This window comes from Knoellia altitudinis (assembly GCF_042666355.1).
GTDB lineage: Bacteria > Actinomycetota > Actinomycetes > Actinomycetales > Dermatophilaceae > Knoellia > Knoellia altitudinis.
Genome location: NZ_JBHTDK010000001.1, coordinates 77,502 through 99,707 on the forward strand (window position 1 = coordinate 77,502; position 22,206 = coordinate 99,707).

Here is a 22,206-nt window from a genome sequence, read left to right on the forward strand (position 1 = left end):
GTCAGACCTCCACAGGTGTGTTGAGACGGTCGGCGTGACGGGGTGCGGTCGCCGGGACGTGGGCGGGTCGGCGGGCATCCGCGATCCTGCGCAGCTCGGGCACGACCTCGCCGCCGAGGATGTCGAGCTGCTCGAGGACGGTCTTGAGCGGAAGGCCGGCGTGGTCGATGAGGAACAGCTGCCGCTGGTAGTTCCCGACGTGGTCGGCCATCGCGCCGTAGCGCTCGATGACCTGCTGCGGCGAGCCCACGGTGAGCGGCGTCTCACGGGAGAAGTCCTCGAGCGAGGGGCCGTGGCCGTAGACCGGCGCATTGTCGAAGTAGGGACGGAACTCACGCACGGCGTCCTGGCTGTTGGCGCGCATGAAGACCTGACCCCCCAGCCCGACGATGGCCTGGTCGTGCTTGCCGTGGCCGTGGTGCTGGTAGCGACGGCGATAGAGGTTGACCATCTGCTTGGTGTGCGACAGCGGCCAGAAGATGTTGTTGTGGAAGAACCCGTCCCCGTAGAACGCGGCCTGCTCGGCGATCTCGGGACTGCGGATCGAGCCGTGCCAGACGAACGGGGGTATGCCGTCGAGCGGGCGAGGCGTGGATGTGAACCCCTGGAGCGGGGTGCGGAACCTGCCCTGCCAGGTGACGTTCTCCTCGGTCCAGAGGCGGTGCAGCAGCGCGTAGTTCTCGATGGCGAGGTCGAGACCGTCGCGGATGTCCTTGCCGAACCACGGGTAGACCGGGCCGGTGTTGCCGCGGCCCAGCATGAGGTCCATGCGCCCGTCGGAGAGGTGCTGCAGGTAGGCGTAGTCCTCGGCGAGCCGCACCGGGTCGTTCGTCGTGATGAGGGTCGTCGACGTCGACAGGACGAGGCGCTCGGTCTGGGCGGCGACGTGGGCGAGGAGGACGGTCGGGTTGGCGGGCGCGGTGAAGGGCGGGTTGTGGTGCTCCCCCGTCGCGAAGACGTCGAGTCCCACCTCCTCCGCCTTCTGGGCGATGGCGAGGGTCGCCTTGATGCGCTCCTTCTCGCTGGGCGCCCGGCCGGTCGTCGGGTCCACGGTGACGTCACCGACGGTGAAGATACCGAACTCCATCTCAGCCACTCCTTGCTAGGTCGTTGAACATTCATCTAACATAACCGGCGCGCACGCGCGGACATTCCGCGTGCCGGGCACCAGCCCATAAGTCGAGGGTCGGAGATCTGGGCCTTCACTCGGACCTGACAGCCCGGATCTCCGACACCGGGCAGGCGTTTACGTGCCCTATGGTCACTTCAGCGCAGCGCGGAACGAGCGGCGTCGAGGCGCTTCTGGACGGCGACCACGGCTTTGCGGGCGGCGCGAGCAGCGTCCTCGGCGGACTGGAGCTCGGCCTGGGCGGCCTTCATCTCCGCTTCCGCCTCGGCGACCTCTGCCTCGGCCTGACGCCGCACCCTGGCCGCGGCCTTGGCCGCCTTGGCGTCGGCCACCGCCCGGGCGAGCTCCTCGTCCGTCAGCTCGTCGTCGTCGTCGTCGTCGGGCTGCTCCTCCGCGGGCTCGGACTCAGCCTCCGACTCAGGGTCGACCTGCGGCTTGCCACCCTTGATGACCGACATGATCGAGCCCGAGCTCGTGACCCCGACGGCACCGGACAGGTCGACCTCGCCGAACCCGCTGTAGCTCAGTGCCCGAGTCAGCTGCCCCGAGGCCAGCGCGTCGGAGGCGCTCTCATCCGCGAGCGCGGCGATCGCCGTTGCCCGCACCTCGTCGCGGCCACTCGCGCTGAGGGCGGCACCTGCCGCCGTGGCCACCTCTGCGACGCGTTCGACGTATGCCGCCACGCTCGCGTCCCGCTCGCCCCTCACCGACGTGAGGACCTTGGCGTCCAGACGGGCCTGGGCGGCACGCATCCGGGCGCCGAGCCCCACGAGGTCGGCGATCACGCCCGAGTCGTCGCGGCAGGCGAGGTTCATCGCCCACGCCGTCACTGTCGGCTTGCGCAGCGCGAGGATCTCCTTGGCCGAGGCGGCGTGCCCGTCGGCCTTGGCGGAGGCGGCCAACGCCTTCCGCGAGGCGATGAACTCAGCCAGCGGGACGGCATACAGGCTCGCCGCGGCAGCGGCAACGACCTCGTCACTCACCGCGCCGCCCTGCTCTCAGCAGCCGAGGAGGCGCCCAGCGAGGTAGCCCTCGACCTGGTCGAGCGCCACCCGCTCCTGCGCCATCGTGTCGCGCTCGCGGATCGTCACGGCCTGGTCCTCGAGGGTGTCGAAGTCGACGGTGATGCAGAACGGCGTGCCGATCTCGTCCTGGCGGCGGTAGCGCTTGCCGATGGCGCCGGCGTCGTCGAAGTCGACGTTCCAGCTCTTGCGCAGGGTCGCCGCGAGGTCGCGGGCCTTCGGCGAGAGGTCGGCGTTGCGCGACAACGGCAGCACCGCGGCCTTGACCGGCGCGAGGCGACGGTCGAGCTTCAGGACGACCCGCTTGTCGACCCCACCCTTGGTGTTGGGCGCCTCGTCCTCGGCGTAGGCGTCGACGAGGAAGGTCATGAGGCTGCGCGAGAGCCCGGCCGCCGGCTCGATGACGTAGGGCGTGTACTTCTCGCCCGAGGTCTGGTCGAAGTAGACGAGGTCCGTGCCCGAATGCTTGCTGTGCGTCGACAGGTCGAAGTCGGTGCGGTTGGCGATGCCCTCGAGCTCGCCCCACTCGCTGCCGGCGAAGTTGAACCGGTACTCGATGTCGACGGTGCGCGTGGAGTAGTGGCTCAGCTTGTCGGCGGGGTGCTCGAAGTGGCGCAGGTTGTCGGGGTTGATGCCGAGGTCGACGTACCAGCGGGTGCGCTCGTCGATCCAGTACTGGTGCCACTCGGTGTCGTCGCCGGGCTTGACGAAGAACTCCATCTCCATCTGCTCGAACTCGCGGGTGCGGAAGATGAAGTTGCCCGGCGTGATCTCGTTGCGGAAGCTCTTGCCGGTCTGGGCGATGCCGAACGGCGGCTTCTTGCGCGACGTCTGCATGACGTTGAGGAAGTTGACGAAGATGCCCTGAGCCGTCTCGGGCCGCAGGTAGTGCAGGCCCCCCTCGTCCTCGATGACCCCGAGGTGGGTCTTGAGCATCATGTTGAACTCACGCGCCTCGGTCCACTGACCGCGGGTGCCGCAGTTCGGGCAGGCGATGTCGGCCAGCTGGATCGAGTCGGGGTCAACCTGTGCGTCTGCCGCTGCGCGCTTGTTCTGCTTGTCGGCGATGGCTTCCTGCATGTGGTCGACACGGAAGCGCTTGTGACAGCTGAGGCACTCGGTGAGCGGGTCGGTGAAGGTCCCGACGTGGCCGGAGGCGACCCAGGTCTCGCGCGGCAGGATGATCGAGGAGTCCAGGCCCACGACGTCGTCACGGCCGATGACCATGGACTTCCACCACTGGCGGCGGATGTTCTCCTTGAGCTCGACGCCCAGGGGCCCGTAGTCCCACGCCGACCGCGTGCCACCGTAGATCTCTCCGCTGGGGAAGACGAACCCCCGACGCTTGCAGAGGTTGACGACGGTATCGACGGTGGAAGTCTCCTTGGCCATGCGCGCAAGGTTACTGGCCGGAGAGCGCCCTCCCCGCACCGGTTTGGCCGGCTGCGACCGACGCTCCGGCTCCGGTCAGGCAGCCGGGTGTGCCGACTGCTCGCGTAGGCTGCTCGCTCGTGTCACCCCTTCGCGAATCCTTCGAGCGCACGAGTGCGCCCTTGCTCCAGACGTTGGCCGGGCTGCCCCGCGCCGTCCCCTTCCTCCTCGTCCTCGCACTCATGGTCGCGGGCGTCGTCATCCCCGGGTGGGGCTGGATCCTCGTCGCCGTCGTGACGCTCTTCCTGTTGTGGCTGCTGCTGCTCGGGTGGCCCCGCCTGTCGGTGCCGGAGCGGCTCATGCGGGTCGCCGTCGTCGCGATCGCGTTCGCCGTCACCGTCACCCAGGCCTTCCCGAACTGACTCCCCACCGGTCCGGCATTTGACAACCATTCTCATCTGAGTTGAGAATGGTTGTCATGAAGCGCGCACTCCTCGTCCTGCCGGTCGTCGGCGCCCTCGCCCTGAGCGCCTGCGGCGGTGGCTCGTCCGACTCGGACGCCGGGTCTCAGGGCGGGGCCAGCGGGAGCAAGACCCTGCCCGTCACCGCGGCCTTCTATCCGTTGGCTTATGCCGTGGAGCGCGTCGGTGGGGACCATGTGACGGTGTCGAGCCTGACCAAGCCCGGTGCCGAGCCCCACGACGTGGAGCTCACGCCCAAGGACGTGGCGTCCCTGGGTTCGTCGTCCCTCGTGGTCTACGAGAAGGGGTTCCAGCCCGCCGTCGACGACGCCGTCAAGCAGGTCGACGCGGCCAGGGCCATCGACATCTCCACAGCCGTGGACCTGACGATCAAGGCGACGGAGGACGGACACGAGCACGAGGCCGAGGGCGAGGAGCACGCCGACGAGGAGACTCCCGGCGTCGACCCGCACTTCTGGCTCGACCCGACCCGCTACGCCAGCGCCGTCAAGGCCATCTCCACCAAGCTGGGCGAGGTCGACCAGGCCAACGCAGCGGCATACGCCAAGAACGCCGACACGTTCGTCGCGGAGCTGACCGCGCTCGACGCCGAGTTCACCGCCGGGCTCAAGACCTGCACCAACCGCGACCTGGTCACCGGGCACGCGGCGTTCGCCTACCTCGCCGACCGCTACGACCTGCACCAGGAGGGCATCTCCGGGCTCTCCCCCGACGCCGAGCCCGACGCTGCCGCGATGAAGGAGGTCATCGAGCACGTCAAGGAGCACAAGGTGAGCACCGTGTATGCCGAGACGCTCGTGAGCAAGGACCTCACCGAGACCATCGCCCGCGACACCGGGGCAGCCGTCGCAGTCCTCGATCCCATCGAAGGTCTGACTGACGCATCCGCCGGGAAGAACTACCTTGAGGTCATGCGCTCCAACCTCGCGACCCTCAAGAAGGGGCAAGGCTGCACGTGAGCAGTCCGCCCCTGATCTCCCTGCGGTCGGCGTCCTTCGGGTATGCCGACCGCACGGTTGTCGACGGCGTGACCCTCTCGCAGGGGGCCGGTGAGGTCATCGCCCTGCTGGGCCCGAACGGCTCCGGCAAGACGACTTTCGTCAAGGGCCTCCTCGGGCTCTCCGAGCACCTCGGCGGCGAGGTGCTGCTCTTCGGGACGCCCCTGGCCCGGTTCCACGAGAAGCCGCGCATCGGCTACGTGCCGCAACGCCACTCACTCTCGGCGTCGGTGCGCGCGACGGTCCGCGAGATCGTCGAGACCGGCCGCCTGCCACTGCGCCCCTGGTGGCGCCCGGCCAACGCCACGGACTCCTCTGTCGTCGACCAGGCCCTCGACGCCGTCGGCCTGCGCGACCGCGAGCGCGAGGACGTGGCCGCGCTCAGTGGGGGCCAGCAGCGGCGGGTGCTCATCGCCCGTGCGCTGGTCGCCCAGCCCGATGTCCTCGTCATGGACGAGCCGACCGCTGGTGTCGACATCGCCAACCAGCGCATCCTCGCCGAGGTCCTGTCGACCCTGGCGGCGCGCGGGACGTCGATGCTCATCGTCACCCACGAGCTGGCGTCGCTGCGTGACGTCGTCACGCGGATCGTCTGCATGAACAACGGCCACGTCGACTTCGACGGTGACCCGAGCGCATACGCCGCCGGTCATCGCGGCCACGAGCTCGGCGACGGCCACCACCACGACTCCCCCGTCGTCGACGACCGGCGCTCCGGGCTGGCGGCGATCGTCACCGACGCGATGCCGCCGCGAGGGCTGCGCCATGAGTGAGCTGCTGGCCCTCGACTTCATGCGACAGGCACTCATCGCGGCCGTCCTCGTCGGCCTGGCCGCACCACTCGTCGGTGCCTTCCTCGTGCAGCGGCGCATGTCGCTCATCGGTGACGGCATAGGCCACGTCGCGCTCGCCGGGGTCGCCGTCGGCATCCTCACCGAGTCGATGCCGGTGTTGACTGCGTTGGTTGCCGCCGTGGCTGCTGCGATCGGCGTCGAGGTCATCCGTGCTGCCGGCCGCACGAGTGGCGACATCGCGCTCGCCGTCATGTTCTATGGCGGCATCGCCCTGGGCGTCGTCCTCATCTCGAAGTCGACGTCCACCTCGCCCGGCAACCTCACCGGCTATCTCTTCGGAGCGATCCTCACGACGAGTCGCACCGACATCGTCGTGTTCGCCGCGCTCGCCGTCGTCGTCGTCACGGTGACGTGGCTGCTGCGACACCGGTTCTTCGCCGTCGCGAACGACGAGGAGTACGCCCGCGCCGTCGGGCTGCCCGTCATGGGCTACAACATCGCCCTGTCGGTGCTCACCGCCGTCACCGTCGTCGTCTCGATGCGGGTCGTCGGACTGCTCCTCATCACGGCCCTCATGATCATCCCCAACGCCACGGCCCAGCTCGTCTCACGCAGCTTCCGGAGCAGCCTCGCCTGGGCCTCCCTCATCGGCGTCGCGTCCAGCGTCAGCGGCGTCATCGTCTCCTTCTATGCCGAGACCCCGTCCGGCGGCACCATCGTGCTGCTGGCGATCGGGACCTTCCTCGTCGTGAGCGTCGTCAGCGCCCTGGTGACGCGGGCCCGGCGCGCGGCCCACGAGCGGGCCGAGCGACACGACCACGAGCACGGTCCGGTGTGCGGCCACCCCGCGGTCCCGCACGACAACCACGTCGACTACCTTCACGACGGCCACCGCCACGCCCCGCACCGTGACCACTACGACGAGCACGAGGACGCTGGCCACCACGAGCACGCCGGTCCCGCAGAGGGCCGCGGTCACACCACCCACGAGGACACCGAGGAGATCTCTCGATGACTGCTTCGTCCACCGGGCCGGGCAGCGCGACCGGCATCGGCACCGCGGCCGACCCAGGCCCTGCAAGCACGGCAGGCACTGCGGGCGCTGCGGGCACCACGCCCAGCGCCTCGCGGCGACCCACCCGCCAGCGCGCCGCCCTCGCCGAGCTCATGTCCGCGACATCAGAGTTCCTGTCGGCGCAGGACCTGCACTCCAAGCTGCAGTCGCGCGGTGACCAGGTCGGCCTGGCGACGGTCTATCGCAACCTGCAGGCCATGGCTGCCGACGGCGACGTCGACGTGCTGAGGACCGACGACGGTGAGTGCGTCTATCGCTCCTGCGCGACCGACGCGCACCACCACCACCTCGTGTGTCGCGAGTGCGGGCGCACGGTCGAGGTCGAGGGCCCTGCCGTGGAGAGATGGGCCACCGATGTCGCGAGCCGCAACGGCTTCACCGACGTCACCCACACCATCGAGCTCTTCGGGACCTGCACCTCCCACTGACCGACCCAGCGGCCAACGCCTGCGCGGCTCGCACCACCCGCGCACTACCTGACTGGCCGCGCTCCGATGGCTGCGCGGTTCATCAGCCTCTGCGCGGTGGGCGCCAACCGCACACAGACCTCACTCGTAGGGGTTGGTGGGGACGTCGACCTGCTGCACGTTGCGCGCCTCGATGACGGGCAGGGTGGTCGGGTCGTCGACCGAGGTCGAGACCTGCCTCCAGCTGCCGGTGAGCGTCACCCAGTCGTTGTCCACCGGCGCCGGCGCGCCGAGCACGCGCACCTTGATGGCCTGCGCATCGCCGGCACAGCAGTTGAGTGACATGCGGGTGAGCGCCCAGCCGTCACCGGACGGGAGGGTGGACGCGAAGCCGGTGAGCGAGAAGGTCTTGCCCTCGAGGTTCTCGGGATCGTCATAGAGCGCCCTCATCGAGTACTCGCCGACTGCCAGGGCCACCTCGCCGTCACTGTCGGCGATCGGCTCGAAAAGCGGCGCCTCACCGTCGGTCACGATGCGACCCGAGTCTCGCTCTGCCGAGAACGCACCCAGGGGGCCCGGAGTGACGACACCCAGGAGCAGGAAGGGGACGAGGAGCAGCCAGCCGATGCGCGGCCCTCGCCCGTGGTCGTGCCCGTGGTCCGCCTCGTCCATGATCTCGTAGGGCGCGACCGGGTCGAGCTCGCCACCATCGTCCGCGCGCCCTCGCGAACCCAGACCGATGATGGCCACGACGATGAGGAGCACGGCGGCCGCGACGATCGGCCAGCGCATGACCGGCTTGACGAAGTTGAGGTAGAGCCCACCCAATGCCGCGACCACCGAGATCACCCCGATGACCGACAGCGCGGTGCTCTGCATCGACTTGTTCATGCGAGGACCTCCACGATCCTGGGAAGAGCGGTCATCAGACGAGCACCATCCCCGTCGCGGTCGCCACAAGCACCGCGACGACGAAGGTGAGCGGGGCGAAGAGCATGGCGAAACGCCTCCCGAACGTCGCGACCTGGAGCGCGAACAGCTTCACGTCGAGGACCGGTCCGACGACCATGAACACGAGCCGGGCGGTCATCGGGAAGGCCGACATGCTCGCGGCGACGAAGGCATCGGCCTCGGAGCAGATCGCGACGATGACGGCGAAGAGGGCGAGCACGATGACGGAGACGAGCAGGTTGCCGGCCAGGGTGTCGATCCACTCGCGGGGCACGACGACGTTGACGGTTGCTGCGACGGCGGCCCCCACGACGAGGTAGCCACCGGCGTGGAGCACGTCGTGCCGCACCTCGTCGACGAACCGGGCAAGGCGAGAACCGCCGGCACGCGCGCGGCGCGGCATACGGATCACGGAGTCCTTGCCGAGGCGGAGCCAGACCCATCCCACGACGACGGCGGTGACGAGCGACGCGATGAACCGCGCCAGCACGACACGCCAGTCGCCGGCGAACGCCACCGCCGTCGACGCGAGCACGATGGGGTTGATGGCCGGCGCAGCCAACAGGAAGGTGAGCGCGACGGCGGGCTGGATGCCGCGGGACACCAACGCGCCGGCGATCGGCACACTGGCGCACTCGCACCCGGGAAGTGCCATCCCCGACAACCCTGCGACCGGCACCGCCGCGGCCGGGGACTTCGGCAACCACCGGCTCAGCACCTCGGGCGGGACGAGCACCGCCACAGCCGCTGACAGCGCCACGCCGAGGGCGAGGAACGGGAGCGCCTGGAGCGCGATGGAGACGAACACGGTGAGCCACGCCTGCACCGCCTCGTGGTCCTCGAGCAGGCCGGTGAGCCGCGGTCGGGCGAGTGCGAGGGCGAGCATGAGGGCGGCCAGGACCCAGACCGCGTATCCGCCCGTCTCCGGCTGCGCCTCGGCGTCGTGCCCATGGTGACGCGTGTGCCGTGCCGCACGCCGGGTACGCCCCTCACCTTCCTGGGCGAGGTCAGGGCTGTCATCGGAGGGCGTCAGGGGCGGGGCCTCGACGTGCGGCTGGTCGGAACTCACTGGCCACTTCCGCCATCGATCGACGAGCTGGGCAGGTCGACGGCGCCACCGTAGCGGCGGTCACGATCGGCATAGATCTCGACGGCTCGCCACAGGTCGCGACGGTCGAAGTCCGGCCAGAGCGTGTCGAGGAAGACCATCTCGGCGTAGGCGCTCTGCCACAGCAGGAAGTTGCTCGTCCGCTGCTCGCCCGACGAGCGGATGAAGAGGTCGACGTCCGGCATGGTCGGCTCAGGGAGATAGCGGGCCAGTGTCCGCTCGTCGACGTTCTTGGCCTTGATCCGGCCGTCCGCGACATCCTGGGCCAGCGCTCGAGCGGCATCGCCGAGCTCGGCCCGCCCGCCGTAGTTGACGCAGAAGTAGAGGGTCAGCCCTGTGTTGTCCTGAGTGAGCTCCTGGGCGACCTCGAGCTCCTTGATGACCGAGCCCCACAGTCGCGGTCGGCGACCGACCCAGCGCATGCGCACACCCCAGTCATTGAGCTGGTCGCGCCGACGACGGATGACGTCGCGGTTGAAGCCCATGAGGAAGCGCACCTCGTCGGGTGAGCGCTTCCAGTTCTCGGTGGAGAAGGCGTAGGTCGACAGGTGCGTCACGCCGGCCTCGATCGCGCCCGCGACGACATCGAGGAGGGCGCCCTCACCGGCTTCGTGACCCTTGGTCCGGGGCAGTCCGCGCTGGTTGGCCCAGCGTCCGTTGCCGTCCATGACGATGGCGACGTGGCCCGGAATCAGTGCCGGGGCCAGAGTCGGCGGCTGCGCGCCGCTGGGGTGGGCGAAGGGCCGGCTGGTCACCGCTCCACCATACGGAGCGAGCGCACTCCGTGCTCGAGGTGCCATTGGAGGAACGCCGTCGTCAGCCCACTTCCCTCCCGCCGGTGGCGCAGCTCGGAGGCATCGGCGATGAACCAGTCGCCCGCGAGGAGCGCCGCGAGCAGTCGGAGAGTCTCGGGGGCGGGGGCGGCGGAACCCGGCGGACGGCACGAGGAGCAGACCGCACCACCGGAGACGATGTGGAACGCGCGGTGAGGCCCCTCTGCTCCGCACTTCGCGCAGTCGTGGAAGCTCGGCGCCCAGCCGGCGATCGCCAGCGCGCGCAGGAGGTAGGCGTCGAGGACGAGGTTGGGGTCGTGCTCCTTGCCCGCGAGCGAACGCAGGGCGCCGGTCACGAGGAGGTACTGCTGCAGCGCCGGCTCGCGCTCCTCGGTGAGGCGGTCACACGTCTCGAGCACCGCGTTGGCGGCGGTCCACGCGTCGTAGTCGCGCGAGACGACGTCACCCCACGACTCGAGCGTCTCGGCCTGCGTCACGGTGTCGAGGTTGCGACCCTCGTAGCACTGGAGGTCGACGAGCATCCCAGGCTCGAGCCGGGCGCCGAAGCGGGACCGGGTGCGGCGCACGCCCTTGCCGACCGTTCGGACCTTGCCGAGGCTGCGCGTGAGGACCGTGATGATCCGGTCCGCCTCACCCAGCTTGTGGGTGCGCAGGACGATCCCCTGGTCTCGGTAGAGCGGCACGCCCCATTGTCTCCCCGCACCCTGACAAAGCGGGTATGCCGTGCCGCCCACGGCCGGGGGTTATACCGATGAGGACCAGCAGCCATGACAGGGAGCTCCTCCCATGGACGACCCCCTCGGGCGCCCATAGGTTCGGAAGGCCCAGACCATTTCCGTGCATCCGACAGGGGTAGGACCATGTGTGAACTTCACGACCACCAAGGGCTCCACGACCACGACGCTGTGACCTCGCAGCCTGACGTCGGACGTCGTCACCTCCTGCGTGGCGCCGGCGGACTCATCCTCGGTGGCGGGCTGGTCGTCGCGGGTGCGAGCGCCGCCCATGCGGCCACGTCCCAGAACGGCTGGCCCGCCAGCAGCAGCCCGAGTGCCATCGGCATCACGGCGCTCTCCGTGTCAGGGCACAGCTTCCCCGCCGGCGTGCGCGGCGGTCAGGTCCACACGATCCTCGGCTACGTCGCTCAGCGCTTCAACAACGAGGTCGAGGCCCTCGTCACCCCCGGGTGCTGGGGCTACAACTACCGCGAGATCTCGGGGAGCACGAGCCTGTCCAACCACGCGTCGGGCACGGCCATCGACTGCAACGCGCCCCGGCACCCGCTCGGGGCGTCCGGCACGTTCTCCTCGACCCAGGTGAGTCGCATCCGCTCGATCCTGACCTACTGCAACGGCGTCGTGCGCTGGGGCGGCGACTACTCGAGCCGCAAGGACGAGATGCACTTCGAGATCAACGTCGCTCCCGGTGACTCCCGCATTGCCCCGCTGGTCTCCAAGATCGGTGGCACAACTCCCCCACCTCCGACGACCACCTGGTCCACGGTGAGCTCGGGAGCCACTGGCTTCCGGGTGGTGGCGATCCAGCACCTCCTCCGGGCCCGGGGTCAGTCGCTGACCGTGGATGGTGTCTTCGGTGACATCACCGTGAGCAGGGTCAGGGCCTTCCAGACCTCGCGCGGCCTCGCCGCCGATGGGGTCGTCGGACCCAATACCTGGTCTGCCCTCGTGGTCACGGTGAAGTCGGGCTCCTCGGGTGAGGCGGTCGTCGCTGCCCAGAAGACGCTCACGGCCCGCGGGTACGCATGCACGGCCGACGGCATCTTCGGTGCGACCACGACCTCCCAGGCCAAGGCCTTCCAAAGCAGCCGTGGTCTCGTCGCCGACGGCATCGTCGGGCCCGCGACCTGGGCCAAGCTCACCTTCTGACCCTTCACGAGCCGCATTATCGGATGACCCGATAATTGCCCGCTCGACCCGAGTTGCCAAGTCGGGTCGAGCGGGCCGAACTGGGGCCACCTGATCATGCGTCGGCTGGGGCCGAGTTCTGGGCTAGAACACACGTTCGATTTCGGGTATGCTCGGCAGCATGGCCGCAGCGTTGCAGCACTCGCTCTTCGACACCGGTGACGCCATCGACCTCGGCGCCCTCGCGCCCACGCGCACGCTTCTCGACCGCGGCGCCTGGGTCGACTACCAGCCGAGTTGGCTCACCGGCGCCGACCTCCTCTTCGACGCCCTGCACCACGACGTGCCGTGGAAGGCCGAGCGCCGAGAGATGTACGAACGCGTCGTCGACGTGCCGCGCCTGCTGAAGTTCTACGAGTCCGACGAGGCCCTCCCCCACCCTGCCCTCGACCAAGCCCGAGAAGCGTTGTCCCACAGGTATGCCGGTGAGCTGGGTGAGCCGTTCGTCTCCGCCGGCCTGTGCCTCTACCGAGACGGCCGTGACTCCGTGGCGTGGCACGGCGACCGGATCGGAAGGGCGAGGGACCAGGACACGATGGTCGCCATCCTCTCCGTCGGCTCCGCTCGGTCGCTCATGCTCCGACCGCGCGGAGGCGGGCGATCGATCGGCTTCTCTCTCGGGCACGGTGACCTCGTCGTCATGGGTGGCTCCTGCCAGCGCACGTGGGATCACGCCATCCCCAAGACCAGCAAGCCCGTCGGGCCGCGGATCTCCATCCAGTTCCGACCGCGCGGCATCCGCTGACCCCCGGCTTCACGCACCATCAGCCCCTTGACCCATTCATTTCTTTGCAATATATTGCATATGAGAAGCTATCCACCGACATGAGAGAAGGAATGCCATGAGCACCACCACGGATGGATCGATCAGGAACGTCGTGCTGGTGCACGGCGCCTTCGCCGACGGCTCGGGCTGGCGTGGGGTCCACGAGCGCCTGACGGCTCGGGGCTACCGGGTCTCGATCGTGCAGAACCCGCTCACCTCGCTCGAGGACGACGTCGCCGCCACCACGCGGGTGCTCGACCGACAGGACGGACCGACCATCCTCGTCGGCCACTCCTGGGGCGGCACCGTCATCACCGAGGCCGGCCTCCACGAGAAGGTCGCCGGCCTGGTCTACGTCGCCGCCCTGATCCCCGACAGCGGCGAGAACTCGGGGCAGCAGTACGAAGGCTTCGCCGCGACTCCTGACTTCGTCATCGACGTCGGCGACGACGGGTTCGGGTTCCTCGACCCCGAACAGTTCATGAAGGGTTTCGCCGCCGATGCCAACGACGCCGACGCCGACCTGATGCGCGACGCGCAGGTGCCGGTCAACATGTCGGTCTTTGCCCAGACGGTCTCCGAGGCCGCCTGGCGTCAGAGGCCCAGCTGGGCCGTGTTCGGGACCGAGGACAAGGCCTTCGACCAGGCCATGCTGCAGCACATGGCGAAGCGGGCAGGGGCGGACATCACCACCGTTCCGGGGAGCCACGCCGTCTACCTCACGCAGGCCGACGCGGTCTCCGACGTCATCATCGCGGCGGCCGAGGAAGCTCCGGTGGCGGCCTGAACCCCGTGCCGCACCCGGACCGCACGGCGCTTTGACTCTCCCCGTGATGCAAGGTGCAATACGTTGCATGCCGATCCCCGGGACGTCCACCCCTTCGAGCCGGGCCCTCCTGCGCGACGACGTCTACGGCCGGCTGCGCGAAGCCATCATCGACGGGACGTTCGAGCCGGGTGAGCAGCTGCGGGATGGCGATCTCGCCACCTGGCTCGGGGTCAGCCGCACCCCCGTCAGGGAGGCCCTGCTCCGGCTGGGCCAGAGCGGCCTCGTCGTGGCCCGGCCGGGGCGCTCGACCATGGTCAGCACGATCGACTCTCGGCCTCTGCACGAGGCACGGGACGTCGTGGCGGCCATGCACCAGCTTGCGGTCCGCGAGTCCGTGCCCAGCCTGACCGCCGACGACCTACGCCTCATGAGCGAGGCCAACGAGAGGTTCGAGGAGGCGGTCGTGGCCGGAGATGTCGAGGCCGCCCTCGCAGCGGACGACGCGTTCCACGGCGTGCCCGTGAAGGTCTGCGGCAACCGGTCCCTGGCCGTCGTCCTCGAGCAGTTCACACCGGTGCTCCGCCGGGCTGAGCGGCTCCAGTTCGCTTCAGCGAAGGGGCACGACTCGATCGTCCGGCACCAGGAGCTGATCCGACTGTGCTCGAAGGGTGACGCGGACGGCGCCGCGGCTGTCGTCTTCACCACCTTCCACTCGCTGTCCACGGCCGACGGGGCCTGACCGTCGGCTCTCCCCACGGTCCCGTTCCGGCCGAGCCGGCACGCCAGGCACATCACCAACCGCCCTCCACCCAGGAGTTGTCGTGAAGCTGCACGAGTTCCCGCGCCACCCGCTGACGTTCGGCCCGAGCCCGGTCCACCGCCTCGACCGCCTCACCGCCCACCTTGGCGGCGCCGAGGTCTGGGCCAAGCGCGAGGACGTCAACAGCGGGCTGGCCTACGGCGGGAACAAGATCCGCAAGCTCGAGTACATCGTCCCCGACGTCCTGGCATCCGGCGCTGACACCCTGGTGTCCATCGGCGGCGTCCAGTCCAACCACACCCGCCAGGTCGCGGCCGTCGCTGCGCACCTCGGGCTCAAGGTCCGTCTGGTGCAGGAGAAGTGGGTGCCGTGGGACGACCCGGTCAACGACAAGGTCGGCAACATCCTGCTCAGCCGGATGATGGGCGCCGACGTCCGGCTCGACACGGCCGGCTTCGACATCGCCATCCGACCCTCGTGGCAGGACGCGCTCCGCGAGGTCGAGCAATCCGGCGGCACTCCGTACGCCATTCCCGCTGGGGCCAGTGAGCATCGACTGGGTGGTCTCGGCTTCGCCAACTGGGCCTTCGAGGTGGCCGAGCAGGAGGAGCGGCTGGGCGTCCACTTCGACACGATCGTCGTCTGCACGGTCACCGGATCGACCCACGCGGGCATGGTCGCGGGCTTCGCTGCACTCGAGGACCTCACGGGAGTGCGCCGCCGTGTCCTCGGCATCGACGCGTCGGCCACCCTGGCCCAGACGACCGACCAGGTCGGCCGGATCGCACGGCACACCGCTGAGCTCATCGAGCTCGGTCGAGACCTCCGTGACGACGAGATCACCGTCCTCGGGGGCTGGGCCGGCGACCTCTACGGCATACCCGTCGACTCCACGATGGAGGCGATGCGGCTGGGTGCCGAGCTCGAGGCGATGATCACGGACCCGGTCTACGAAGGGAAGTCACTGGCGGGCCTGATCGACCTGGTCTCCGGCGGCGAGATCCTGAGCACGTCCACGGTCCTCTACGCCCACCTCGGCGGGCAGCCTGCCATCAACGCCTACCACTCCCTCTGGCCCGGCCAGTAGCCGCAGCGCCTGTCAGCGGATGGTCAGCGCGCGGATGAGGTCCCCGCTGAGCGTGAACCGGTAGGTGAGGTCGGCGACGTGACCGGGGAAGTCGCCCTCGATCCGGTTCACCACCGCCCACTGGCTCGCGTCGATCCGGCGAGCCGTCACGAGCTCGGTCGTGTAAGTGAACTCGCTTCCCGCGCGCTGGAGGAAGTCGAGCACCTGGGCGGAACCGGCATACCTCTCGTCCTGGTCGACGACGACGGCGTCCTCGGTGAAGCTGCGCACCGCGGCGTCGGCCTCGCGTGCCGCGTGGGCCGCAAGGAACTTCTGGATCGTCGTGGGCAGCTCGGTGGGCGGGATGCTGGTCTCGGTGGGGTTGATCATGCGGACGAGCGTGCCGCCTGCCCCGCACGGAGGGTCAAGCACTGGATCCTCCCCCTGGGAGAGGGGGCAGAATACGGCGCGTGGACGGACGTCTGAGCATCGGAGAGTTCTCCCGCCTCACCCACCTGAGCGTGCGCACCCTCCGGCGCTACCACGAGGCCGGACTGCTCGCTCCCGCCGACGTCGACGAACTCACCGGCTACCGCTACTACGCGGCCGACCAGATCCCGAACGCCCAGGTCATCCATCGGCTACGTGACCTCGACGTCCCGCTCGCGGTGGTGCGGCGCATCCTCGAGACCAACGATCCTGGCGCCCGCTCCCATCTCGTCGGCGAGCACCTCCACCGCCTCGAGTCCGAGCTCGATCGCACGCGTGCCGCCGTGCGGTCGCTGCGACGCCTGCTCGCGCCCGAGCCGGCCCCGGTGCAGGTGGAGGTGCGCTCCCTGCCCTCCGCGACGGTCGCCGCGATCGAGGGCGAGGTGGCCCTCGACGACGTGCTCAGCTGGTATGCCGGCGCCATGGCCGAGCTGGACGCGACCCTGGTCGGCTCCGCCAGGGACAGCAGTGGCCCTGCGGGTGGGGTCTACGACAACGCGCTCTTCGAGGGGGGCCGTGGCCACGTGCTCGTCCACCGACCCTGCGCCGACCCTCCCACCAGGGGGCGCGTCCATCCGGTCGAGCTGCCCGCCGTCGAGCTGGCGGTGGCGACCCACGTCGGCGACCACGACGACATCGACGTCACCTACGGCGAGATGGGTGCGTGGGTCGTCGCCAACGCCCTCGCTGTCGCCGGACCGGTGCGCGAGACCTACCTGACGGGACCACGCGACACCCCGGACCCGTCGCAGTGGCGCACCGAGATCGGTTGGCCCGTCTTCGCGGTGACGCGCACGACCTGACGCGAAAGGCCGCACGCCCCGCCCTCCCTCCGGGGCGCCGCCCGGCTCTCGCCGCGCGGACCGCCCCGATCGGTGCCAGAATCCCCATGTGAACAAGTTACGTTTGCCGGCCATTCATCGGGGAAATGTTTCCACGTCATGCCGCCGCGGTGGAATCCTCGACATGCCCGCCTCCTCGCGCTCGACTCGCTCCCGCACCCGGAAGGCCCTCGTCGCGGCGACGGTCGCCCTTCCCCTCGGCCTCCTTGCTCCCACTGCGGCGCAGGCCTCCACCCATGGTCCCGACACCGACGACCGCGCCCCGGTCACGCTCGACCTCAACCCCGCAGCCAGTCGCGTGGCCGCGGGCAGCTCGGACGTCAGCGAGCCCAGAGTCCTTGCGGCGCAGGCCAACCAGATCGACGACCGCCTCTGGCTCAGCGACGTCACCCGACCCGTGGCCCCCGCCGTCTCACTGCGGTCCTTCGAGTGGCTCGACGCTGCCGGGTTCATGCGAGGAGACCTGCTCAAGGTCGACCTTGCCGCCGGGTCGGTCAAGCCGGACTACATCAACAACGGCAAGGTCGCATCGGCCAGCCCGCTCATGGAGCAGGCGGAGCCGCGTCGAGCGGTCGCCGCCGTCAACGGTGACTACTTCGACATCAACAACTCCAACGCCCCCCAGGGCGGGGCGAAGCAGCTGGACGGGACCGTCGTCAAGGGACCCAACCCGGGACACAACTACGCCGTGGGCGTGGGCGATGACAACCTCGGCCGCATCACCTCGATGTTCCTGCAGGGCAGCATCACCCTGCCCACCGGCGCCATCGCACTGGACGGCCTCAACCAGGCCGCGATCCCCGCGGACGGCGTCACCGTCTTCACGCCCCTCTGGGGCGACTACACCCGCAGCCGGGTCACCGGAGGCGCGACCAAGGTCCGCGAGGTCGTGACCCGCGGCGGCGTCGTGGAGTCGGTTGCCACGGTGGCCGGAGCCGGCCAGCTGGACCAGGACCAGGTGGCCGTCGTCGGCCGTGGGGCCGGCGCCGACAAGCTGGGAGCGCTCAAGGTCGGTGACAAGGTCTCGGTCGACTACGCCCTGCGCAACGAGGGCGCCAACCTCAAGATGGCCATCTCGGGCAACACCATGCTGCTCAAGGGCGGCGCCGTCCTCCCGCAGACCGACAAGGCCATCCACCCCCGCACGGCCATCGGCTTCGACGCCGACGGGTCGACGATGTTCGTCCTCACCGTCGACGGGCGCACGGCCGCGTCCCGCGGGATGACCTATGCCGAGACCGGCGCCTTCCTCAAGGAGGCCGGCGCCACCACCGGGATCAACCTCGACGGTGGCGGCTCCTCGACGATGCTCGCGCGCGAGGCCGGTGAATCCGACCTCGACGTCGAGAACCAGCCCTCCGACGGCGGGCTGCGCTCGGTGCCCGATGGTGTCGGGCTCTTCGCTGCGGCCGGCTCCGGGGAGGTCCGCGGTCTGCGGCTCGTCACCACGTCTGACGAGGAGAACGTCGACCTGCTGCGGGTCTTCCCCGGCCTCACCCGGCAGCTCACTGCCCTGGGACACGACGAGACCTACGCACCCGTGGCGGCCTCACCGGCATACCGGGCACAGGGCAACGCCACCATCTCCGGAACAGGACTCCTGCGTGCGAGCGCTCCCGGAGACGTCGTCGCCAGCGCCCAGATCGGCGGCCTGAAGGAAGACCTCCCCCTGACCGTGCTCGGGTCGCTCAAGAGCCTGCGGCCCAGCGTCGACAAGGTCTCGATCCTCGACCCCGCGCAGCCGTCGACCTTCCGGATCGTCGGTGCCGATGCCAACGGGTTCGAGACCCCTCTCGAGACCGGCGACGTCACGCTCGACCACGACCCGGCGCTCGTCGACGTCACCCGCAGCGGGGTGGACTTCACCGTCCGGGCCAGGCCCGGCGTCACGACCGGCGCCGTGGTCATCAAGGCCACCGCCAAGGGAGTGGTCACCCACATCCCTGTCGCGATCGGGTCGGTCAGCACGACCCTGAGCACGTTCGACGACGCGTCGACCTGGCGCTTCACGCAGGCCCGCGCGGCCGGCTCGGTCGAGCCCACGGCAGGTCGCGAGGGCGGCACCGGCCTCAGGATGACCTACGACTTCACCCAGTCGACGGCCACCAGGGTCGGCTACGCCCGCCCGGCCACGCCGATCACGATCACCCAGGGCCAGCCCCTCGCGCTGGGCGTGTGGGTCCTCGGCGACGGCAAGGGCGCCTGGACGTCGTTCGGCATCAGCGACGGCGAGGGCAAGGCCGCCTCGCTCTACGGGCCCTACATCACCTGGACCGGATGGAAGTACATGGAGGTGCCCGTCCCGCAGACCCTCCCGGGGCCGATCACCCTCAACTTCGTGGCTGCCATCGAGACAGGGGCGTCCCGCTCCTACACCGGGGCCGTCGTGTTCGACGACCTCGTCGTCAAGACGGCTCCACCGGTGAGCGCCCCCGACGCTCCGGTCGTCGCCGACCCGGTCGTGCAGCAGCACACCGCGCTCAGCACCACGGGCGAACAGTTCTCGTACGCCGTGATGTCGGATGGTCAGTTCACTGCCGACAACCAGTCGCTCGTGCCGGCGGTTCGCCGCACCTTGCGCGAGATCGTCGCCAGCACACCGGACTTCGTCGTCATCACCGGTGACCTCGTCGACACGGGCTATCCCGCGGACTTCGCGCTGGCCAAGAAGGTGATCGACGAGGAGCTCACTGCCAAGGGCGTGAAGTGGTACTACCTGCCGGGCAACCACGAGATCTACGGCCCCGGTTCGACGAGCAACTTCAGCGCCGTCTTCGGCGCCACGCACCACAGCTTCGTCCACAGGGGCACCCGCTTCGTGCTGCTCGACTCCTCCACCGGCACCCTGCGAGGTGGCGGCTTCGACCAGTGGCAGATGCTGCGCTCGGCCCTCGACGACGCCTCACGCAACGACGCGGTCAACGGCGTGGTCGTGGGCTGGCACCACCCGCCGCGCGACCCGAGCCCGGTGAAGGGGTCGCAGATGACCGACCGGGTCGAGGCCGAGACCGTCGAGGGGTGGCTCTCGGACTTCCGCCTGCGCACCGGCAAGGGCGCCCTGTTCGTCGGTGGTCACGTCGGGGCCTTCTCGGCCGGACGGGTCGACTCCGTGCCCTACGTCGTCAACGGCAACTCTGGCAAGGCACCGTCGACCTCACCCGACGAGGGCGGCTTCTCCGGATGGACGACGGTCCGCATCGATCCGGAGGCGCCTCGGGTCCCTGCGCCCAAGCTCTACCGGGTCGACCCCTCGGAGCCCGGTCCGCACCCGTGGGCACGTGTCCAGATCCGTCCGCACGTGGACCGGCTGACGGTCAACGCCCCGACCGTCGTCGTCGGAGCGAGGGTCCCGGTGACCACGACGATCACCCAGGGCACCCGCACGTTCCCGCTCGCCTACCCGGTGAGCGCAGCATGGAGCGGGAGAGGCGTCCACATCGGCACCGCGAACGTCCCCGGAAGCGCGGTTGCGGCATACGATCCGGCGACCGGGAAGCTGACCGGCCTGCGACCCGGGACGGGCACGCTCACGGTCACCGTCAACGGCGTGAGCCAGGAAGCCACGGTCACCGTCGGCTGACCAGCTGCCTCGTGTGCCTGAGCGCGACCCCGAGGTTGCGCTCAGGCACACGTGGTCGTGGGGTCAGGCCTCGGCGTCGCGCTCGGCCCGGTTGACGGCCGAGAGGACAGCGCGCATCGACGCCTTGACGATCGACTCGTGCAGGCCGACTCCCCACAGCACCCGGTCGCCCACGGCGCACTCGACGTAGGCCGCCGCGCGTGCGTCGCCACCGGCCGACAACGCGTGCTCGGCGTAGTCGAGGACCCGCACGTCGACGTCGATCCTCGACAACGCGTCGATGAATGCAGCGATCGGCCCGTTGCCGCGGCCGATGATGTCGACCTCGCTTCCGCCGTCGAGGACGGTGGCCTCGATGACGTCCGTCCCGTCCTCGTCACCGCTGATGGTCGAGCGCACCGGGGTGAACCGGCCCCAACGCTCCTCGGCGGTGTCGGCGTGGAGGTACTCGTCCGAGAACATCTGCCAGATCTCGCCGGCAGTGAGCTCGCCGCCCTCGGCGTCGGTGCGCTTCTGCACCACCCCGCTGAACTCCACCTGGAGCCGGCGCGGCAGGTCGAGACCGTGCTCGGCCTTGAGCAGGTAGGAGACACCGCCCTTGCCGGACTGGCTGTTCACGCGGACGACGGCCTCGTAGGAGCGGCCGATGTCGTGCGGGTCGATGGGCAGGTAGGGCACGCCCCAGTCGAGCTCGTTGATCGTCTTGCCCGCCGCCTTGCCGCGGCGCTCCATGTCGTCGAGGCCCTTCTTGATCGCATCCTGGTGCGACCCGGAGAAGGCGGTGTAGACGAGGTCGCCACCCCAGGGGTGCCGTTCGTGCACGGGCAGCTGGTTGCAGTACTCGACCGTCCGGCGGATCTCGGCCATGTCGGAGAAGTCGATCTGCGGGTCGATGCCCTGGCTGTAGAGGTTCATGCCGAGGGTGACGAGGCAGACGTTGCCGGTGCGCTCGCCGTTGCCGAAGAGGCACCCCTCGATCCGGTCGGCACCGGCGAGGTAGCCGAGCTCGGCGGCGGCCACCCCCTCACCGCGGTCATTGTGCGGATGCAGGCTCACGACAACGGATTCGCGACGGTCGAGGTGACGCACCATCCACTCGATCGAGTCCGCATAGGCGTTGGGCGTCGCCATCTCGACGGTCGCGGGGAGGTTGATGATCATCTTGTGGTCGGGCGTCGGGTCGATGACCTCGATGACGGCGTTGCAGATCTCGACCGCGAACTCCAGCTCGGTGCCGGTGTAGGACTCCGGCGAGTACTCGTAGTAGACGTCGGTGTCGGCGACCGTCTCCTCGAGCTTGCGACACAGGCGCGCGCCCTGGAGGGCGATGTCGATGATGCCCTCCTTGGGCAGGTCGAAGACGACGCGCCGCTGCAGCACCGAGGTGGAGTTGTAGAAGTGGACGATGGCCTGCTTGCTTCCCCGGATCGCGTCGAAGGTCCGCTCGACCAGGTGGTCCCGGCACTGCGTGAGCACCTGGATCGTCACGTCGTCGGGGATGTGCCCGCCGTCGATGAGCTCTCGGCAGAAGTCGAAGTCGGTCTGGCTCGCACTCGGGAAGCCGACCTCGATCTCCTTGTAGCCCATCCGCACCAGGAGCTTGAACATCCGCATCTTGCGCTCGGAGTCCATCGGGTCGATCAGGGCCTGGTTGCCGTCGCGCAGGTCGACCGCACACCAGCGCGGCGCCTTGGACATGACCTTGTCGGGCCAGGTGCGGTCGGGAAGGTGGACCTCGATCTGGTCCTGGAACGGGGCATACTTCGTCGTCGGCATGCCGGACGACTGCTGGGGGTGGATCATCTTGCGCCTCTACTCACTACTCGTCGTGTGCTCAGCCGGGCACAGCGAACTCCGCGACGAGGAGGGCCGATTCAG

General features: G+C 69.5%; 21 protein-coding genes. 12 read left to right on the forward strand and 9 right to left on the reverse strand.

Annotation, left to right across the window (positions count from 1 at the left end):
- Position 1: 1 nt before the first annotated feature.
- The 3 genes from ACFQW8_RS00395 to ACFQW8_RS00405 all read right to left on the reverse strand — a co-directional run bounded on the left by ACFQW8_RS00395 (position 2) and on the right by ACFQW8_RS00405 (position 3,543).
- Positions 2-1,087 (reverse strand): LLM class flavin-dependent oxidoreductase, encoded by a 1,086-nt coding sequence (locus ACFQW8_RS00395; protein WP_380084996.1) that lies wholly within the window; start codon positions 1,085-1,087, stop codon positions 2-4.
- Between the two features lie 179 nt (positions 1,088-1,266).
- Positions 1,267-2,112, reverse strand: coding sequence for a hypothetical protein (locus ACFQW8_RS00400; protein ID WP_380084997.1), 846 nt, complete (start codon positions 2,110-2,112; stop codon positions 1,267-1,269).
- 15 nt (positions 2,113-2,127) lie between these two features.
- Complete coding sequence (locus ACFQW8_RS00405; RefSeq protein ID WP_380084998.1) at positions 2,128-3,543, reverse strand: glycine--tRNA ligase; 1,416 nt, start codon at positions 3,541-3,543, stop codon at positions 2,128-2,130.
- Positions 3,544-3,662: 119 nt separating this feature from the next.
- On the opposite strand from ACFQW8_RS00405, the gene ACFQW8_RS00410 reads away from it, so the two are divergent.
- The 5 genes from ACFQW8_RS00410 to ACFQW8_RS00430 are packed head-to-tail and all read left to right on the forward strand — an operon-like array spanning position 3,663 to position 7,299.
- Positions 3,663-3,944 (forward strand): DUF6703 family protein, encoded by a 282-nt coding sequence (locus ACFQW8_RS00410; RefSeq protein WP_380084999.1) that lies wholly within the window; start codon positions 3,663-3,665, stop codon positions 3,942-3,944.
- A 56-nt stretch (positions 3,945-4,000) separates the two neighbouring features.
- Positions 4,001-4,963 (forward strand): metal ABC transporter substrate-binding protein, encoded by a 963-nt coding sequence (locus ACFQW8_RS00415; RefSeq protein ID WP_380085000.1) that lies wholly within the window; start codon positions 4,001-4,003, stop codon positions 4,961-4,963.
- On the forward strand, positions 4,960-5,775 hold the full coding sequence (locus ACFQW8_RS00420; protein WP_380085001.1) for a metal ABC transporter ATP-binding protein: 816 nt from the start codon (positions 4,960-4,962) through the stop codon (positions 5,773-5,775). Before ACFQW8_RS00415 ends, ACFQW8_RS00420 begins: the two co-directional genes overlap by 4 nt.
- Positions 5,768-6,811, forward strand: coding sequence for a metal ABC transporter permease (locus ACFQW8_RS00425; RefSeq protein ID WP_380085002.1), 1,044 nt, complete (start codon positions 5,768-5,770; stop codon positions 6,809-6,811). Before ACFQW8_RS00420 ends, ACFQW8_RS00425 begins: the two co-directional genes overlap by 8 nt.
- A gap of 35 nt (positions 6,812-6,846) precedes the next feature.
- Positions 6,847-7,299, forward strand: a complete 453-nt coding sequence (locus tag ACFQW8_RS00430; protein ID WP_380088541.1) for a Fur family transcriptional regulator — start codon at positions 6,847-6,849, stop codon at positions 7,297-7,299.
- 120 nt (positions 7,300-7,419) lie between these two features.
- Here ACFQW8_RS00430 and ACFQW8_RS00435 read toward each other — a convergent pair whose 3' ends face one another.
- The 4 genes from ACFQW8_RS00435 to recO are packed head-to-tail and all read right to left on the reverse strand — an operon-like array spanning position 7,420 to position 10,814.
- Complete coding sequence (locus tag ACFQW8_RS00435; RefSeq protein ID WP_380085003.1) at positions 7,420-8,169, reverse strand: TIGR03943 family putative permease subunit; 750 nt, start codon at positions 8,167-8,169, stop codon at positions 7,420-7,422.
- Positions 8,170-8,203: 34 nt separating this feature from the next.
- Entirely contained in the window at positions 8,204-9,298 is a 1,095-nt protein-coding gene (locus ACFQW8_RS00440; protein ID WP_380085004.1) for a permease, read from the reverse strand.
- Positions 9,295-10,137 carry an isoprenyl transferase gene (locus ACFQW8_RS00445; protein ID WP_380085005.1) on the reverse strand — a complete coding sequence of 281 codons (843 nt, stop codon included), beginning with the start codon at positions 10,135-10,137 and terminating at the stop codon, positions 9,295-9,297. Before ACFQW8_RS00445 ends, ACFQW8_RS00440 begins: the two co-directional genes overlap by 4 nt.
- Positions 10,089-10,814 carry a DNA repair protein RecO gene (gene recO / locus ACFQW8_RS00450; protein WP_380085006.1) on the reverse strand — a complete coding sequence of 242 codons (726 nt, stop codon included), beginning with the start codon at positions 10,812-10,814 and terminating at the stop codon, positions 10,089-10,091. Before recO ends, ACFQW8_RS00445 begins: the two co-directional genes overlap by 49 nt.
- Before the next feature lie 177 nt (positions 10,815-10,991).
- Here recO and ACFQW8_RS00455 point away from each other — a divergent pair, with 177 nt between their 5' ends.
- The 5 genes from ACFQW8_RS00455 to ACFQW8_RS00475 all read left to right on the forward strand — a co-directional run bounded on the left by ACFQW8_RS00455 (position 10,992) and on the right by ACFQW8_RS00475 (position 15,438).
- Positions 10,992-12,017: a peptidoglycan-binding protein gene (locus ACFQW8_RS00455; protein ID WP_380085007.1), complete on the forward strand. Its 1,026-nt coding sequence runs from the start codon at positions 10,992-10,994 to the stop codon at positions 12,015-12,017.
- Between the two features lie 160 nt (positions 12,018-12,177).
- The gene (locus ACFQW8_RS00460; RefSeq protein WP_380085008.1) at positions 12,178-12,801 is read left to right on the forward strand and encodes an alpha-ketoglutarate-dependent dioxygenase AlkB; all 624 of its coding nucleotides are present in this window, start codon (positions 12,178-12,180) and stop codon (positions 12,799-12,801) included.
- Positions 12,802-12,898: 97 nt separating this feature from the next.
- Positions 12,899-13,609, forward strand: coding sequence for an alpha/beta fold hydrolase (locus ACFQW8_RS00465; RefSeq protein WP_380085009.1), 711 nt, complete (start codon positions 12,899-12,901; stop codon positions 13,607-13,609).
- Positions 13,610-13,676: 67 nt separating this feature from the next.
- Entirely contained in the window at positions 13,677-14,330 is a 654-nt protein-coding gene (locus tag ACFQW8_RS00470) for a GntR family transcriptional regulator (RefSeq protein ID WP_380085010.1), read from the forward strand.
- Between the two features lie 82 nt (positions 14,331-14,412).
- Entirely contained in the window at positions 14,413-15,438 is a 1,026-nt protein-coding gene (locus ACFQW8_RS00475; RefSeq protein ID WP_380085011.1) for a 1-aminocyclopropane-1-carboxylate deaminase, read from the forward strand.
- A gap of 12 nt (positions 15,439-15,450) precedes the next feature.
- On the opposite strand, the gene ACFQW8_RS00480 is transcribed toward ACFQW8_RS00475, so the two are convergent.
- On the reverse strand, positions 15,451-15,807 hold the full coding sequence (locus tag ACFQW8_RS00480) for a hypothetical protein (protein WP_380085012.1): 357 nt from the start codon (positions 15,805-15,807) through the stop codon (positions 15,451-15,453).
- Positions 15,808-15,887: 80 nt separating this feature from the next.
- Between ACFQW8_RS00480 and ACFQW8_RS00485 the strand changes: the two genes are divergently transcribed.
- Positions 15,888-16,709 carry a MerR family transcriptional regulator gene (locus ACFQW8_RS00485; RefSeq protein ID WP_380085013.1) on the forward strand — a complete coding sequence of 274 codons (822 nt, stop codon included), beginning with the start codon at positions 15,888-15,890 and terminating at the stop codon, positions 16,707-16,709.
- Positions 16,710-16,872: 163 nt separating this feature from the next.
- Entirely contained in the window at positions 16,873-20,328 is a 3,456-nt protein-coding gene (locus ACFQW8_RS00490) for a phosphodiester glycosidase family protein (protein ID WP_380085014.1), read from the forward strand.
- Positions 20,329-20,391: 63 nt separating this feature from the next.
- On the opposite strand, the gene leuA is transcribed toward ACFQW8_RS00490, so the two are convergent.
- Positions 20,392-22,131, reverse strand: coding sequence for a 2-isopropylmalate synthase (gene leuA / locus ACFQW8_RS00495; RefSeq protein ID WP_380085015.1), 1,740 nt, complete (start codon positions 22,129-22,131; stop codon positions 20,392-20,394).
- Between the last annotated feature and the right edge of the window lie 75 nt (positions 22,132-22,206).